Annotated in this window: 15 protein-coding genes; 6 read left to right on the top strand and 9 right to left on the bottom strand. The window is 63.4% G+C overall.

What is annotated here, in order from left to right; all coding sequences use genetic code 11:
* The first annotated feature begins 206 nt into the window (after positions 1 to 206).
* Complete coding sequence (locus ACQCSU_RS19575) at positions 207 to 1232, top strand: LacI family DNA-binding transcriptional regulator (RefSeq protein WP_426976939.1); 1026 nt, start codon at positions 207 to 209, stop codon at positions 1230 to 1232.
* A complete protein-coding gene (locus tag ACQCSU_RS19580) occupies positions 1225 to 2301 on the top strand; it encodes a M20 family metallopeptidase (RefSeq protein WP_426976941.1) in 1077 nt (358 codons plus the stop codon). Before ACQCSU_RS19575 ends, ACQCSU_RS19580 begins: the two co-directional genes overlap by 8 nt.
* 23 nt (positions 2302 to 2324) lie before the next feature.
* On the opposite strand, the gene ACQCSU_RS19585 is transcribed toward ACQCSU_RS19580, so the two are convergent.
* From ACQCSU_RS19585 to ACQCSU_RS19615, 7 genes are all read right to left on the bottom strand, one after another.
* On the bottom strand, positions 2325 to 2645 hold the full coding sequence (locus tag ACQCSU_RS19585) for a hypothetical protein (RefSeq protein WP_426976943.1): 321 nt from the start codon (positions 2643 to 2645) through the stop codon (positions 2325 to 2327).
* Between the two features lie 373 nt (positions 2646 to 3018).
* On the bottom strand, positions 3019 to 3576 hold the full coding sequence (locus ACQCSU_RS19590) for an ATPase (protein WP_426976945.1): 558 nt from the start codon (positions 3574 to 3576) through the stop codon (positions 3019 to 3021).
* 23 nt (positions 3577 to 3599) lie between these two features.
* Positions 3600 to 4007, bottom strand: a complete 408-nt coding sequence (locus tag ACQCSU_RS19595; RefSeq protein WP_426976947.1) for a RidA family protein — start codon at positions 4005 to 4007, stop codon at positions 3600 to 3602.
* 53 nt (positions 4008 to 4060) lie between these two features.
* A complete protein-coding gene (locus ACQCSU_RS19600) occupies positions 4061 to 4825 on the bottom strand; it encodes an amino acid ABC transporter ATP-binding protein (protein ID WP_426976949.1) in 765 nt (254 codons plus the stop codon).
* Positions 4822 to 5745 carry an amino acid ABC transporter permease gene (locus tag ACQCSU_RS19605; protein ID WP_426976950.1) on the bottom strand — a complete coding sequence of 308 codons (924 nt, stop codon included), beginning with the start codon at positions 5743 to 5745 and terminating at the stop codon, positions 4822 to 4824. The genes ACQCSU_RS19600 and ACQCSU_RS19605 overlap by 4 nt, the downstream gene beginning before the upstream one ends.
* A 15-nt stretch (positions 5746 to 5760) precedes the next feature.
* Entirely contained in the window at positions 5761 to 6708 is a 948-nt protein-coding gene (locus ACQCSU_RS19610; protein WP_426976952.1) for an ABC transporter substrate-binding protein, read from the bottom strand.
* Positions 6709 to 6718: 10 nt separating this feature from the next.
* Positions 6719 to 8020: an alpha-hydroxy acid oxidase gene (locus tag ACQCSU_RS19615; protein ID WP_426976954.1), complete on the bottom strand. Its 1302-nt coding sequence runs from the start codon at positions 8018 to 8020 to the stop codon at positions 6719 to 6721.
* 126 nt (positions 8021 to 8146) lie between these two features.
* Between ACQCSU_RS19615 and ACQCSU_RS19620 the strand changes: the two genes are divergently transcribed.
* Together ACQCSU_RS19620 and ACQCSU_RS19625 are read left to right on the top strand one after the other, a co-directional pair.
* Entirely contained in the window at positions 8147 to 9826 is a 1680-nt protein-coding gene (locus ACQCSU_RS19620; RefSeq protein ID WP_426976956.1) for a PucR family transcriptional regulator, read from the top strand.
* 308 nt (positions 9827 to 10134) lie between these two features.
* The gene (locus ACQCSU_RS19625; protein ID WP_426976958.1) at positions 10135 to 10392 is read left to right on the top strand and encodes a hypothetical protein; all 258 of its coding nucleotides are present in this window, start codon (positions 10135 to 10137) and stop codon (positions 10390 to 10392) included.
* An 18-nt stretch (positions 10393 to 10410) separates the two neighbouring features.
* Here ACQCSU_RS19625 and ACQCSU_RS19630 read toward each other — a convergent pair whose 3' ends face one another.
* Together ACQCSU_RS19630 and ACQCSU_RS19635 are read right to left on the bottom strand one after the other, a co-directional pair.
* Positions 10411 to 11130: a response regulator gene (locus ACQCSU_RS19630; protein ID WP_426976960.1), complete on the bottom strand. Its 720-nt coding sequence runs from the start codon at positions 11128 to 11130 to the stop codon at positions 10411 to 10413.
* A complete protein-coding gene (locus ACQCSU_RS19635) occupies positions 11127 to 12839 on the bottom strand; it encodes a sensor histidine kinase (RefSeq protein ID WP_426976962.1) in 1713 nt (570 codons plus the stop codon). Before ACQCSU_RS19635 ends, ACQCSU_RS19630 begins: the two co-directional genes overlap by 4 nt.
* A 139-nt stretch (positions 12840 to 12978) precedes the next feature.
* Here ACQCSU_RS19635 and ACQCSU_RS19640 point away from each other — a divergent pair, with 139 nt between their 5' ends.
* Together ACQCSU_RS19640 and ACQCSU_RS19645 are read left to right on the top strand one after the other, a co-directional pair.
* Positions 12979 to 14334, top strand: coding sequence for a cation:dicarboxylate symporter family transporter (locus ACQCSU_RS19640; protein WP_426976964.1), 1356 nt, complete (start codon positions 12979 to 12981; stop codon positions 14332 to 14334).
* 274 nt (positions 14335 to 14608) lie between these two features.
* Positions 14609 to 15508 carry a ParA family protein gene (locus ACQCSU_RS19645; protein WP_426976966.1) on the top strand — a complete coding sequence of 300 codons (900 nt, stop codon included), beginning with the start codon at positions 14609 to 14611 and terminating at the stop codon, positions 15506 to 15508.
* Positions 15509 to 15516: the final 8 nt, after the last annotated feature.

Raw genomic sequence — 15516 nt, forward strand, 5'->3', positions numbered from 1 at the left:
GAAAACGTTTTCTGATCGAACTAAGACGATGTTAGGCAGGTTAGCGTGTGGCCGTCAACACATTTCTGGGAAGAAATTATGGTTGAAGATACGAAATATGCAGGAAACATGGGCAGTTTACCTCCGCGGTCGGCGGCGGGTCAGGCTAGAGTTGTGGCCGACCGACTGGTAGATTGAGAATACGTTTTCACGCCGAGGGAGGCTCAATGAGCAAGGTGACAATCCATACGGTCGCCGAGCACGCGGGAGTGTCCATCGCCACAGTGTCGCGAGCACTGGCCGGATCCGATACTGTGGCGCCGGAACTTCGGCAGGCAGTTGAGAGGTCCGCCCGGAAGCTGGGCTATGTGCGGAACAACATTGCCAGCGCGCTGCGCAGCTCCAAGACCCGGACCGTCGGGATGGTGGTTCCTGAGATCGCCAATCCCTTCATCACCGAACTGGTGCAGGAAGTCGAGGATGCACTGCGCGTCCGAGGATTCCAGTTGCTGTTGTGCAGCGCCCATCAGGACCCGGCTGGCGAGAACGAGGCGCTGCAATCGCTGATTGCCAGGCAGATAGACGGGATTATCATCAGCCCGGTAAACGCGGCGACCAGCATGACGGCCGTCAAGGCCGCCGCCGCCACCAAGCGCCTGGTTCAGGTGGATCAGAGGATCGACGGGCTGGATGCCCACTGGATCGGCGTGGACGACGAGCAGGGCATCCGCCTCGTGCTCCGGCATCTAAAGGACCAGGGAGTGAACAGCGCAGGGTTTGTGAGTGCGCGGGAAGCTGATTCGTCCTCGGTCACCCGATATCAGGCCTTCCGGCAACTCTGCGGGGAGATGGGGATAACAGTGGCTGAGGAACATGTCAGGCTAGGCGACTACAGCGCCTCCTTCGGCCGCCGGGCGATGACGGAGTTGGTGGAACAGGGCGGGCTGCCCGATTCGCTGGTCTGCGGTGCGGACGTGATTGCCATCGGCGCCCTGCAAACCTGCTACCGAACCGGACTGAAGGTCCCGGATTCGCTTCTGCTGACCGGATTCGATGACATTGAATTCGCCGACCTGTGCGCGCCGCGGCTGACCACAGTCCGGCAGCCTCTTAGAGCCATTGCCCGTCAGGCCGTCAAGCTACTGCTCGACGACGACCAAGAGACCACCGTCCGCCTGGCACTGGCTCCCCGGCTGGTGGTGCGGGAAAGCAGCATGCGCCGCCCGCGCCAGAATGGGAGCGCCGATGACTGACCAAGAAGCCCTGGAATTCCTGAAGCAATTAGTCCGGCACAGGTCGGATTCCCGCGATCATGGGGCACAACGTGAGCTCCAGACACGGATCGTCGACAGACTGAAAACGACAATTCAGCGACTAAGAATCCGTCAAGGATCCGACGAAGATTACCCCTGGACGCTCATCACCACTGGCCCCAGCGCCGATCCGATGCTGCTCTTTGCCTGCCACCTGGACACTGTCCCGGTCGGGGACCCGGGACAGTGGGCACATCCGCCTTTCTCCGGACACATCGACGGGGCTCGTATTTACGGCCGCGGCACTGTGGATATGAAAGGCGGCATCGCCGCCGCGGCGACTGCACTGGCCTTAGCCAGTGATCTCAACAAACATGTTGGCCTCCTGCTAACCGCTGATGAGGAAGTTGGAAGTCTAGGGGCGCCCGACGCGGCCGGCTCACTCATTGGGCAGCGCATTGGAGCCGTCATTATTCCTGAAGCAACAGACAACAAGATCGTTCTGGGACATCGCGGAGCATTATGGCTGCGCGTGCGCTCCGACGGTCTTGCCGCACACGGCAGCACCCCGGACCTGGGGATCAACGCCGCATTGAAAATCTCGGCCGTGTTGCTCCGTGCCCAGCATGAACTCCCACTGACGGGGGACAGTTTCCTCGGCGCTGAAAGCTGGAATCCGGGAATCCTTGCAGCCGGGTCTGCGGCGAATATCGTTCCAGACTCCGCGGAAGCCGTTATCGACATGAGGGTGGTCGGCAATGGCAGTGCGCTCCTGAACTGGTGGAAAGCGCAACCGGAAATTGCCAGTGTGGAAACCATCCTTTCGCTGGTACCACTGCGAACCACAGACACTGCGCCTCTGAGTACCGGGGACACCGAAGTCAATCGAAACCCCGCACCGTACTTCACCGATGGATCGGCCCTAGCTCAGGCGCTGCCCGGTGTTCCCATCGTCATCTGGGGACCTGGCACTTCCGACCAGATGCACGCCCGTGACGAATCCCTGGAGCTGCAGTCCCTATTCATGGCCCTCAGGCATTTTAGGGGCGCCGTCGCTGACTGGAACTAGGGCGTGTCCCCAAATTCTTTGAGTCAGATGGTGAACGCGCGAAGGACGACTCCGTTGCGATACGTGAGGACGACGTTGTCGTAGCTGGCGGCAAGCCCGCGCCTTTGCTTGAATACAGAAGGCCGTGGAAACCGACGAGCAGCGTCAGGCGCGCCGCCGAACAGGCCGGGGAATCCCGGGCAGAAGGTGCCGTCGTCGATGAAGACGCGGACGAGCTGCCGCATCACGGGTTCGGGGTAGTCCATCAGTTCGGAGAGCCGGCGGCGCACCTGCCCGAGGGCAGGCAGCGTAAATTCTGCCCGGATCCCTTCCCACGTCTGATCCCTGACCGGCTGGCGGTTCAATGTCGCCGCGGCCTAGTCGCTGATGTTTTCCAGCAGCCACTGGTGGAGAACGGGTCCCGTCGCAGCGTGAAAGTCCGCAGCGTGGAGTTGGACCCGAGGCGGATTATCTGCCCTCCGGGAACGTTTGGGCAGGTCAGCCACGGATGCCGGCACGAGCCACGTTGGGCACGTCCGGAACTTTGGCGAGACGTTGTCCCAATTCCAAGAACTGGGACGACACCATGCCGGTGATTCAGAGTGGAACCAGTAGTGCCGGCAGGAGTAGTGCAGACGGCTTCGGACTGTTGTGTAACTGTGACTGTTAACTTCGTCTGGCGGTTCAACCCTCAACGGACGTTTTGGAGGTCACAGCCTTGTAAATGGGACGCTGATCTTACGGGCCATCGGGCCATCCGATAAGTGCGTGCAGTTCTGAGGCAACATCTTCCACGCTGCGCCCGTCTGTGGTTATTCGATGCACCCAGCTCGGCGTCAGTGCCTCAAGTTCGCGCGCTCTGGTACTGCTGCGGTTGATGTGCTCCAGAAGGTCGACCCCCTGGATTCGGCCTCTCAATCTGGCGTGAGCCGTCTCGTCGGTGGAGGTCAAAAGCACGGCAGTAATCCTAGGCCCGTCACCCATGGCCGCTGCGAGTTGGTCTGTGAACCGGACGCAGACGGTGTTGGTGTAGATCATCCGCCGGTACCCGAGGCCGCGATAGTTATTCCACACCGCTGACAGGTTCCGTTCGGCCAGATGATGTTCCCAAGGAGCGGGGTACGCCAGGTCGAGGTTGTCGCCCTCGACCACGCAATGCTTGACGTCCCGCTGAGAAAGCTGAGCATGGAGCTCAACCCGAAACCACGTGTGTTCGAGCTCAAGCAGCAGGTCAACGATCCAGGCGCTGTAGCCGGTCCCACCTGATACGGCCCCGTCTAATGCTTGGCTCTGCATCAGACGGGGCCGTGGTCGAGCGATCATTCCCCAACGGAGTTCCTGGCAGGCTCGGGTATGGCTGCGACGGCGTCGATTTCGATGAGGAAGTCGCCCAGGAACGAACCGACGGTGGTTCTTGCTGGGTAGGGGGCTTCGACGAATTCTTCGTAGGTGGCGTTGAAGCCTGCGAAGTCCCGGCCGGGGTGATGCAGGTGCACCGTTGCTTTGACGACGTGGGAGAAGTCCAGTCCGTGCCCGGCCAGGACGGCAGCCAGGTTTTTCATGGCCTGTACTGTCTGCTCCTCGATGGTGGTACCGACGGTGTCTCCGGTGACGGGCTCGTGCGGTGTCTGGCCCGCGGTGAAGAGGAAGCCGTTGGCGGCGATGGCCTGGGAGTAGGGGCCGGCCGGGCTGGGCGCGAGGTCTGTGCTTACCTGCTGTCGAGGCATGGGTTTGTTCCCTTCACGGGGCCGGCCTCATGGCCGGCCTGGGTTGGTGGTGTTTAGAGGACCTTTGAAAGAAAGGCCTGTGTGCGTTCGTGCTGCGGCGAACCCAGGACCGCCGCCGGGGCTCCGCTTTCGACGACCACTCCCTGGTCCATGAAGACGACCTGGTCGGAGACCTGGCGGGCGAAGGCGAGTTCGTGGGTGACCACAACCATAGTCATTCCCGCCTCGGCAAGGGACTTCATGACGTCGAGGACTTCGCCGACGAGTTCGGGGTCGAGCGCGGACGTGGGTTCGTCGAAGAGCATGAGCTTGGGCTTCATGGCCAGTGCCCGGGCGATCGCGACCCGCTGCTGCTGCCCGCCGGAGAGCTCCTGGGGGTAGGAATGCCCCCGGTTGCCGAGCCCTACGCGGTCCAGCAGCGTCTGCGCCTCGGCGGTGACCTCGCTGCGCGGACGGCCCAGAACGCGGATGGGTGCTTCGACGATGTTCTCCAACACCGTCATGTGCGGGAACAGGTTGAATCGTTGGAAGACCATTCCCGCGGCGCGTCGTGAACGCGCTGTCTGCCGCTCCTTCATTTCGTAGAGGCGTCCGTTGCGTTCGGCGTAGCCCACCAGATGTTCGTCCACGTACAGGCGTCCGGCGTCGACCTTTTCCAGGTGGTTGATGCATCGCAGGAAGGTTGTCTTTCCGGAACCGGACGGGCCGATCAGGCAGGTCACCGAGCCGCGTTCGATCTTCAGATCGATGCCCTTGAGGATTTCCGTTGAGCCGAAGCTCTTGCGGACTCCCTGGGCCTCCACCATGGCGGTGTTCATGATGCTGTCCTTGTCTTTGACCGGCGGGTCGGCCGCGGCGCGGTGTCGAAGCCGCGGCCATAGCGCCGTTCGAGTTTGGTTTGGAAGAAGCTCAGGATGGTGGTCATCAGCAGGTACCAGAGGCTGGCGACGATGAGCAGCGGGATGGTTTGGTAGTTGTTGGAGTAGATGATCTGGGCCGAGTACAGCAGGTCAGAGATCGCCAGTACGCTGACCAGGGACGTGCCCTTGAGCATCGAAATCACCTGGTTGCCGGTCGGCGGGAGGACCACGCGCATCGCCTGGGGGAGGATGACGCGGCCCATGAGCTGGGTCCCGTTCATTCCCAGGGCCCGGGCGGCGTCGTACTGGCCCTTGTCCACCGATCCGATGCCGCCGCGGATAATCTCGGCCATGTAGGCGGCCTCGTTCAAGGAGAGCCCCAGCAATGCGGCACACAGGGGTGTAATGAGCACATTGGCCGAACCCAGGGCCAGCGAGGGGCCGCCGAAGGGAAGGCCGAAGGCGATCACCGGATACAGTGCGGCGATGTTGTACCAAAAGATCAGCTGCACCAGCAGGGGGGTGCCGCGGAAGAACCAGATGTAGCCGCGGCTGATGGTGCTGACGATCGGATTGGCCGAAAGCCGCATGATGGCCAGGACCGTGCCCAGGGCGATGCCGACGCTCATGGACACGACTGTCAGCAGGATGGTCAACCAGGCCCCGGTGAGGATCTGCGGGGCGAAGAGATATGAGACGACGACGTCCCAGTGGTAGCGCTGGTTCACCGCGACGTCCCATCCCGCGCCAAGCGCGAGGACACTGAGAACGACGGCGATGGCCCGGCGGACCGGATGCCGCAGGGGCACCACCGGGATGGAATCCGCCGATGCCGGCAAGGATTCTGTCCTGGTGTCAGGGATTGAGTGTTGCTGCATGGTGTTCACCTCCTACTATTGGGCGAAGTTGACGCGGGCGTCGGCGATGGCGCTGGACTCAAGGCCGTACTTGCCGAGAACCGTGCGGTAGGAATCGCTGGTGACCACAGCGGAGAGCGCTGCGCCGACGGACTTGACCAGGCCGGAGTCCTTCGGCATGCCGACCCCGACCGCCGCGAAGTCATACGTGGCGGCGACCTCGACCTGGGAATTCTGCGCGGAGGCGAAGTTCAGGATGGGTTGATCAGCCAGCACTGCGTCCAGCCGGCCGCTGGTGAGAGCAGAGATGGCTTGCCGCGTGTCTTGGAACTCGCTTGTTTGGATCTGCTCCTTGCCGGCCGCGCTGCAGGCCTTGTTGGTGTCCGGGACGTTGACCGTCAGCTGGTAGGACCCGGTCAGGAGTCCGACCTTTTTGCCGCACAGGGATCCTTCACCGTCGATCCCCAGAGGGTTGCCTGTCGGCACCGCAATGGCGGTGCCCATCTGCATGTAGTCAACGAAGTCCAGAACCTCCATGCGCTTTTCCGTGGGCGTCATTGAGGAGACAGTCATGTCGTACCGGCCCGCGGCGATGCCCGGGATGATGGAGTCGAAATTGGCGACCTGGATCTCCACCTTCACTCCCAGGGCCTCACCGATGAGGTGTGCGATGTCCGGGTTGGTCCCGGTCATATCCTGGGTTCCTTCACGGTAGAACTGTGTCGGCGGCTCGTTGGTGGGGATGGCAACGCGCAGAACCTTCGTTGATTTGATCGATTCCGGGAGCAACTGTGCGGCTGCCTCGTTGACCGCGAGGGCTGGGACCCCGGTGCCGGACCCGGCGGAGTCTCCCGACGGCGTCGACGGTGCGGAGGCGGTGCTTGGCGCGCATGCGGTGGCCGCCAGCAGGAGTGCCGTGGCCATGACGGCAGGGATGCCGCGTTGAATGAGCTTCGCGGGAGCGGGTGCTGTGAAGGTTTTCATCAGGGGGTCCTCAGATCGGAGTAGGCCAGCTGGGCAGCGGGAAATTTGGCAGGGGGATTTCGGTGGGAATGGTGCAGGTGTTGGCCTCGCTGCGGTGCCGGATCAGCTCACGGCCTTCGACACGCAGCTCCTGGATTGTGGAAACACCCAGCAGCATCATGGTGCGCGTCATTTCCGCTGCCAGCAGCTTCAGGACATGGGCAACGCCTGCCTGGCTCGCGGCTGCCAGGCCGTAGAGATAGGGTCGGCCGATGGAACAGGCATCGGCACCAAGGGCGAGAGCCTTGACAATGTCGGATCCTCGGCGGATGCCGCCGTCGACGATGATTTCGACCCGGCCGGCTGTCTTGTCAACGATGTCGGGGAGTACATCCAGGGGTGAGGCCATGTGGTCCAGCTGCCGTCCTCCGTGATTGCTGACCTGGATGGCGTCGATGCCGATCTCGGCTGCGGTGGCGGCGTCGTTGGGGTTGACGATTCCTTTAAGAATGATGGGACCGTTCCAGCGTGCCCTCAGGTCCCGGATGTCGTCCCAGTCGGTCGGTTCGTACGAACCGGCCAGCAGGGTCCGCCACATGTCAGGGGTACTTGAAAGCTGGCCCTCAGGGATTTCCGCGTCCAGGTTCGGGAAGGCAATCGCGTCATGGGCCAGGAATCCAAGCGCCCACCGGGGGTGCAGTGCCCCCTCCACAACGGTTTTCATCTTGATTGATGGCGGCGCGGTGAATCCGTTACGGTAGTCCCGCTCACGGTGACCGATGGCCCGGCAGTCGACATTCACCAGAAGGGCTTCGTAGCCGGCCTTCGCGACCCTGTCCAGAAGCGCCTGAAGTTCGACCTTGTCCGCAATGGGTTCGATGTTGAACCATCGCCGAAGTCCGGGGGCAGCGGCACTCACGCGTTCCATCGTCGTCGTACTCAGATGTGCCAGCCCGTACGGCACGCCGGCCTCAAGGGCTGCACGGGCCACCGCGCTCTCTCCGTCCGGGTGGAACAGCCTGGTGCCACCGGTTGGGGCGAGAGTCAAAGGCATCGCAACCGGGCCGCCCAGGAGGGTTGAGCGGAGGTCAAGATTCTCGACCGATCCCCACTTCGGGAGGAAGGACCAGTCATCAAAGGATGACCGGTTGCGCCGCAGGGAAACCTCATCCTCACCGCCGCCCTCGATGTAATCAAAGATGCTTCCGGGAAGGCGTTTCGCGGCCATTTTCCTCATATCCTCGACGCTGTAGCAACGCCGGGACAGGCGCTCCGACACGGACCGGGCCGGTCCCTGCACCGAGGCGAGGGCCTTGATGTCCTTGAATTTCATGATTCATCCTTTGGTTTCTTTCTGGAATTCTCTGTCTCTTCCTCCCCAATGGTGACCTAGATCTCCCTCCATCTATATGTGGATTCTCCCGAAAGATTTACTTTTGCCTTGTGATAACGTCCATGTATGGACATTGAGGAACAGGGCTTGGGAGAGGGCGATCTCCACGGGGCCGTCGTACGGCTCTCGGATTGCATCCAGCTGATGCAGGCCGATCTGGTGCATGCCAATCCCACACCGGAGAACCTCGGTCATCCCGTCTCGGACGTCCTCATGTATGACCCGTTGGACGAATGGACAAGCGTCGATGACCGCATCATCCTGGCCGTCGGTCTGACCTGCGGTTCGGTAGATTTCGACCAGCTGCTGCACCGGGCCGCGAACAGCAACGCAGCTGCGGTGATCGTCAAAGCCCACGGGACGCCCATGGAACGGCTTCGTTCCGCCGCCGTCCTGCACAGCCTGGCCGTCCTCGTTGCACCGGACAATGTGGATTGGACGCGCCTGGTGGCGCTGGCCAGGGCCTCCGTCATGGGGGCGGCGGCAGATTCAGTCTCAGGGGTCCGCCTCGGAGACCTCTACGCATTCGCCAACGCTGCCGCGTCGATCACCAGCGGCGCAGCCAGCATCGTGGATCCGCTCGGACGAGTGCTCGGATACTCGACACTGCCGGGCCAGCCCGTCGACGAACTGCGCCGCGTCACCACCCTCTCCCTGCAAGAGATCAAGCCGCCTGCATTCGATACAGATTTCAAGATCGTCTACGCATCCGCGGGCGCGGTGCTGATCCCCTCAAGAGACGAGGAGATGGACAGACTCGCCCTCGCCGTGAGAGCCGGCGGGGAACTGCTGGGCTCGATCTGGATCATCGACCCGGGCGAAGACAAGCGAGAGGCGGCGCTGGACGCACTCGACAGGATGGCGCCACTGGCCGGACTGCACATGCTCCATGCCCGTTCAGCTGCCGACTTCGGGGAACGCCGAAACGGGGACTTGATCCGCACGCTCATGGACGACACCGCGCATGCTTCATTTGCCGCCGCCCAGCTCGGGCTCGATGCAGCCCACGGGCTGGCGGTCGCGGCATTTTCGATCGTCCGCCCCGAAACTTGGACTCTTGAATCGGTGCGCGAAATCCAGCGGCTACTGCATCTTGTAACGACGGTCTGCAACATCCAGTTCAACACCAGCCACAGTGCCCTCATTGACTCGGTCGTCTACGCCCTTCTGCCCTGCGAAGGAACCACCCCCAGGGCCGTGCATCGGCGCGTGGTCCAGGAGATCGGGGCGTACGCCCACACGATCAGCTCCTACCCGCTCTTCGCAGCAGTTGGCGGCATCGCGCCCCGGGTAGAGGACCTGCCAGAATCCAGATCCGAAGCGCTGCAAACGCTGCAGTATCTACTCCGCCGGCACACGGCAACACCGGGTTCCAATGGGGGGCAATCCCCGGCCGCTGGGCTTTTCGAGGACTACCGAATCCCGCTGAACCTCTTGAAAATCGGGGCGTTCATCGCCGACACCGGGCTCTCCGACCTCGACGACATCACCAAGATCCAGGCCCACGACGCGGAGCAGCAAACCGACTACCTGGACACCCTGCGGGCTTACCTGGCTTCCAACGGAAATATCTCCACGATGGCAGCACGCCTCCACGTGCACAACAACACCGTCCGCTATCGGGTCGCACGCTTGACCAAGGACTTTGACCTCGATCTGGACGACCCACAGAAGCGGCTCTGGCTCTGGCTGCGCCTCACAACCATGGATCTCACACCTCAGGCAAAACCAACCATGCCGAAGTAGCAGCGGAAATACTCAACTTCTGAGCCGAAAACAGGCCACCCGCCGAGATTCGGATCAGCCCGACTGAGAAATGAATGGTCGAATCCCTGGAGCCGTGCTTTCGTGGACATATATGCAACTCCATCTGGGGGTCATATGAGACGCCGTTTGGATCCGAAGAGTGTTCGCCAGATCATTGCCTTCTCGCTCACGATTGCTGTTGCCCTTGTCTTCCTGCTGGTTCCCGTATACAGCGAAGTGAAGCTGATAAATGGCGGGCCAGACCAGGTCACTACCTCGACCTTGCTTGAGACCGTAGGCCCTCCATCTTGGTGCCCTTGCTCATCCCCGTGGCTCTGACCGGACTGCCGCTCCTGCTAAGGGGACGGGCACAGGTCTATGCATCCGTCGCGACTACCGTTGCTCTCGCCATTTTCACCGTCATCGCCTCCGCAAGCATCGGCTGGTTCTACGTGCCGGCCCTGGCTGCTGCGTTGGCCTCCCTATTGGCCCCATCGAGAAAGCCGTGGAACACCAAGGTCAACCCTTCATGGCGGGCCAGCGTTGAACACAAGGCTGCCCAGTAGCGGCGGGGAGGAGCAGGCTTACGACGGCGGCCGGTTCCAGCGGTATTCGTTCTCCGGCCGCCCGGGCGCGCCGTACCGCGCCGTGCGGGAAACAGTTCCGGCGTCGGCGAGGTACTCGAGGTAGCGGCGGGCGGTGACCCGGGACATGCCCAGCCCCTCCATCACCTCGCTGGCTGACACCGCCCCGGTCTGCAGCTTCATGAAGTCCTGAACGGAATCCAGCGTGGACACTGCCAGGCCCTTGGGCAGCGGCAGTTCGGATGGTGCCCGCAGGCTCGCAAACGCCTGGTCCACATCACTTTGGGAGGCACCGGGCCCGGAAGCCCCGGTCCCCGGCGAGGCCAGCTGTTCACGGAACAGCCGGTAGCTGGCAAGTTTGTCCGCAAACGTGGCGTAGGTGAACGGCTTGATCAGGTACTGGACCACGCCAGTGGCCACCGCGCTGCGGACGATGTTCAGCTCCCGCACGGCGGTGATGGCGATGATGTCCGCAAAGAGCCCCGCCGCCCGCATCCGGCGCGCGACGTCGAGCCCGTGCAGGTCCGGGAGGTTCATGTCCAGCAGCACCAGCTCCACCGGGTCGCCTGCCGCCGAGAATTCCGCCAGCAGGCGCAGGGCGGACTGCCCGTCGGGTGCGGAGCCGGCCAGCGTGAAACCGTCAAGCCGGTTGACGTAAGCGGCGTGGGCCGCGGCGGCGATCGGTTCGTCTTCGACGACGAGCACCCGGATGTCACTCATGGCTGTCCCTCTGTTGTCACCGGCAGTGTGACGCGGAACAGTGCTCCGGCCGGGCTGGTGATTGTCATGGTACCGCCCAGGCGCTGCACCGCCTGGCGGACCAGGGCCAGGCCCAGGCCGCGTCCGAACGGCCCCGGCGCCTTCGTGCTGAATCCGTGCCGGAAGACGTCCTCCACAGCCTCGGGGTCGATTCCGGGGCCGCTGTCCTCGACCATGATCTCGACGGCGGTCCCGGTGGTCTCGACGGTCAGTTCCACGAGCCTGGGCGCCGGTGCTTCGGCGGCGGCGTCGATGGCGTTGTCCAGCAGGTTCCCGAGGATGGCCACGAGGTCCTGCACGGCCAGTCCGGTCACCGCCGTGGAGCCGCCGGTGTTCAGGATCAGTTCGACGCCGCGTTCGTGCGCTTCGGCGGCCTTGCCCATGATCAGGGCGCCGAGCACGGGTTCCTCGATGGAGCTCACGAGGTCATCCGTCAACCGCTGGCTGAGTTCCAGGTCCTTGGTGGCGAAGTCCAGGGCCTCCGGGGCCCGCCCCAGTTCCATCAGCGAAACGATGGTGTGGAGCCGGTTGGCATGCTCATGGGTCTGGGCACGCAGGGCGTCGGAGAGCGTGCGCATGGTTTCCAGTTCGCTGCCGAGGGACTCGATTTCGGTGCGGTCCCGGATGGTGGCCACCGTGCCGAAAACCGCAGCGCGCTGGCGGGCCGCGGCGGAGCCAGGGCCCACCGCCGGCCCCTGGTTGACCACCAGGATCCGGGAGCCGGTCAGGTGGATCTCGTCGAGCGCCGTCCGCCCCGACTCGAACAGTTCCTTGAGGCTGGGAGCCAGCGGCAGCTCCGCCAGCGACGGTGCCGCCTGGCGGCCGCCTGCTGCGGTTCCGCCGCCGTCGGAGCCGGTGGAGTCAGCGCCGGTGGAGCCCGTGCCGGCAGCCGGAGCGCCGGCAACTGCAGCGCCGTCGGAGGAGCGCTTCGTCAGCCCCAGCAGTTCGGCGGCCTGGTCGTTGTACATCACCACCTTGCCCTTGGAATCGATCAGGATCACGCCCTCGCGGACTGAATGCAGCACCGATTCGTAGTAGGCGAACAGCTGGGCGAGCTGCTCCGGACCCCAGCCGCGGGTGACCCGGCGCAGGTACCGGCCCAGCAGCCAGGATGCCACCGAACCGCCTGCCAGCAGCGCCACGACGATGGCCAGCAGCGCCGGCAGCCTGCCGGACACCGCAATGTCCACGGTCCGGACCGTCACGCCCGCCGCCACGAGCGCCCGTACGGTGCCGTCGGCATCCTTGACCGGGGCGATGGTGCGGACCGAGGGCCCGAGAGTGCCGGCCACGACCTCCGTGAACACCTGGCCTTTGAGGGCTGCGTCGATGGAACCGATATAGGGCTTTCCCAGTTCCTCATCCCGGGGATGGGTCCACCGCGTGCGGTCCGGGGCCATGATCGTGATGAAATCCGCGTCCGCGTCCTTCATGATTTTCAGGGCATACGGCTGGAGCAGGGCTGACGGATCGGCGGCGCTCGCCGCCTCCAGCACGAGGGGGGTGTCGGCCACCGTGACGGCAATGCCGGCCATCCGGCGGCCGGCCTCCTCGTAGGCATGATCGCGCGCGTCAACGAAGGTGGCCGTGCCGATGATGGCCGTCAGGGCCACCATGAACAGCAGATGGGCCACAAAGAGCCTGCGGGCGATGCTCCAGCGGTGGATCATCAACACCTTCCATGACCAATATGAACGCAACGGTGAGCTAAATCACTCGATCGCTAATGATGGATATCACACCCCATCGACGTGATCAGCTCAGAGCCTGGGCCGCAGCGTCTTCCAGATTATCCCTAAGGAGACAACCATGGCCTCTCAACGAGGAGAGTCAGCGGCACCGGCCGCGACGACGGTCAAGAAGCGCAAGGGGCTCGACAAGTCCCACTACCTGTACATCGCGGTCATCGTGGCCGTGATCCTGGGTGCCCTCGTGGGGCTGCTGTTCCCCGAGGTCGGCAAATCGCTGAAGCCGCTGGGCGACGGCTTCATCAAGCTGATCAAGATGATGATCGCTCCGATCATCTTCTGCACCATCGTGCTGGGCATCGGCTCGATCGCCAAGGCCGCCACGGTGGGCAAGGTGGGCGGGCTGGCCCTGGGCTACTTCATCGTCATGTCCACCTTCGCGCTGGCCATCGGACTGGTGGTAGGCAACCTGATCCACCCGGGAGAGGGCCTGAACCTGACGCCGTACGACCCAAACAAGAAGGCGGCCACTGACAGCACCGTCGACTTCCTGCTCGGCATCATTCCGGGCGACATTCCGGTGCTGCCGACACTCCTGGCCGCCATCCTGGTCGGCTTCGCCCTACAGAAGATGGGCCCGCAGGGCGCCCCGATCCTCAAGGCCATCGGCCACGGCCAGGCCCTTGTCTTCCGCATCCTGATCATGATCATGTGGCTGGCCCCGGTCGGAGCCTTCGGCGCGATCGCCGCCGTCGTCGGTGCGACCGGCTTCCAGGCCATTGTCAGCATGTTCACCCTGATGGTCGCCTTCTACATCACCTGTGCGCTGTTCATCGTGGTGATCCTCGGCGGATTGCTGCAGGTCGTGGCTGGCGTGAACATCTTCCGGCTGATGAAGTACCTGGCCCGCGAATACCTGCTGATCTTCTCCACCTCATCTTCCGAAGCCGCGCTGCCCCGCCTCATCGCCAAGCTGGAACACCTGGGTGTCTCCAAGCCTGTCGTCGGCGTCACGGTCCCCACCGGTTACTCCTTCAACCTGGACGGCACGGCCATCTACCTGACCATGGCGTCCCTCTTCGTCGCCAACGCGATGGGCACCCCGCTGGATCTCGGTGCGCAGATTTCCCTGCTGATTTTCATGATCATTGCCTCCAAGGGTGCCGCCGGTGTCACCGGTGCCGGACTGGCCACCCTGGCCGCCGGCCTCCAGGCTCATGCGCCCCAGCTTCTGGGCGGCGTCGGGATGATCGTCGGCATCGACCGCTTCATGTCCGAGGCCCGCGCGCTGACCAACTTCACCGGCAACGCCGTGGCCACCGTGCTGATCGGCACCTGGGTCAAGGAGATCGACGGCGGACAGGTTGAGCGTGTCCTGTCCGGAGCCGAGCCTTTCGACGAGCAGACCATGATTGCGGCCCACGGCGTGCACGAGGCAGCTGAGGAGCCCGCCCGCCCGGTACGGGCGAACGCCTGACCAGCAGCTTCACTGCCGTCACACCGCAGCATCAGCCGCGTTGATCACCGATAAAACCGCCCGGACGCAGACCAGCGTCCGGGCGGTTTTTCGTGGCAAAACGCCAACCTTCGACTTTTACCAGAAGGTTCAGGCTCAAATAAAGGCCGCTGTCAAGGTCCGCGGAATACCGTGTCGGGCGCTGTAGCCTTGGGAGGAATAAGACTCCGCTGGAGGTCCAGCGGCAGCAATTTCAAGCACGACAATCACCGTCATCGAAAGTGTGGATAGATACGTGAGCAGCGAACAGGGTTCAGCAACTCTGGAAGGCACCGAACTCGATCTGGAAGACGCCGTCATGGGCCCCACCGGGCGCCCCAAACGCGACTTTCCGGACCCCGCGCCGCTGTCATCCCACGGCCCTGCGCGGGTCATCGCCATGGTCAACCAGAAGGGTGGGGTGGGCAAGACTACTTCCACCATTAACCTCGCCGCTGCGCTGGCGGAATACGGCCGCCGGGTGCTCCTGGTCGATTTCGACCCGCAGGGTGCGCTGTCCGCGGGACTGGGCATCAACCCCCACGAACTCGATCTCACGGTCTACAACGTGCTGATGGACCGTAAGGTCGACATCCGTGACGCCATCCACAAGACCGACGTCGAGAACGTGGACCTGCTGCCGGCCAATATTGACCTCTCCGCCGCGGAGGTCCAGCTGGTCAATGAGGTGGCCCGCGAACAGGTTCTTGACCGCGCGCTGAAAAAGGTCGAGGACGATTACGACATCGTCCTGATCGACTGCCAGCCCTCGCTAGGCCTGCTCACAGTCAACGCGCTGACAGCTGCCCACGGCGTCATCATTCCGCTGATCTGCGAATTCTTCGCCCTGCGTGCGGTGGCGCTGCTCGTCGAGACCATCGATAAGGTCCAGGACCGCCTGAACCCGCGGCTCCAGGTCGACGGCGTGCTCGCCACGATGTACGACGCCCGCACCCTGCATAGCCGCGAGGTCATCTCCCGTCTTGTGGAGGCCTTCGGTGACAAGGTCTTCGAAACCGTCATCAAGCGGTCCATCAAGTTTGCCGATGCCACCGTGGCCGCAGAGCCCATCACCACCTACGCCGGCAACCACATCGGTGCCGAGGCCTACCGCAACCTCGCCAAAGAACTCATTTCGCGCGGCGGCGCGCCCTAGTCAGGTCC

Source organism: Pseudarthrobacter sp. O4 (assembly GCF_050157025.1).
In the GTDB taxonomy this organism is placed as follows: Bacteria; Actinomycetota; Actinomycetes; order Actinomycetales; family Micrococcaceae; genus Arthrobacter.

Bases quoted from the DNA above. Each gene is read 5' to 3' on its own strand.
- ACQCSU_RS19605 (WP_426976950.1), bottom strand. From the start codon at position 5,745: ATGCAGCAACACTCAATCCCTGACACCAGGACAGAATCCTTGCCGGCA.
- ACQCSU_RS19595 (WP_426976947.1), bottom strand. From the start codon at position 4,007: ATGCCTCGACAGCAGGTAAGCACAGACCTCGCGCCCAGCCCGGCCGGC.
- ACQCSU_RS19630 (WP_426976960.1), bottom strand. From the start codon at position 11,130: ATGAGTGACATCCGGGTGCTCGTCGTCGAAGACGAACCGATCGCCGCC.
- ACQCSU_RS19600 (WP_426976949.1), bottom strand. From the start codon at position 4,825: ATGAACACCGCCATGGTGGAGGCCCAGGGAGTCCGCAAGAGCTTCGGC.
- ACQCSU_RS19620 (WP_426976956.1), top strand. From the start codon at position 8,147: ATGGACATTGAGGAACAGGGCTTGGGAGAGGGCGATCTCCACGGGGCC.
- ACQCSU_RS19640 (WP_426976964.1), top strand. From the start codon at position 12,979: ATGGCCTCTCAACGAGGAGAGTCAGCGGCACCGGCCGCGACGACGGTC.
- ACQCSU_RS19590 (WP_426976945.1), bottom strand. From the start codon at position 3,576: ATGCAGAGCCAAGCATTAGACGGGGCCGTATCAGGTGGGACCGGCTAC.
- ACQCSU_RS19610 (WP_426976952.1), bottom strand. From the start codon at position 6,708: ATGAAAACCTTCACAGCACCCGCTCCCGCGAAGCTCATTCAACGCGGC.
- ACQCSU_RS19635 (WP_426976962.1), bottom strand. From the start codon at position 12,839: ATGATCCACCGCTGGAGCATCGCCCGCAGGCTCTTTGTGGCCCATCTG.
- ACQCSU_RS19575 (WP_426976939.1), top strand. From the start codon at position 207: ATGAGCAAGGTGACAATCCATACGGTCGCCGAGCACGCGGGAGTGTCC.
- ACQCSU_RS19615 (WP_426976954.1), bottom strand. From the start codon at position 8,020: ATGAAATTCAAGGACATCAAGGCCCTCGCCTCGGTGCAGGGACCGGCC.
- ACQCSU_RS19580 (WP_426976941.1), top strand. From the start codon at position 1,225: ATGACTGACCAAGAAGCCCTGGAATTCCTGAAGCAATTAGTCCGGCAC.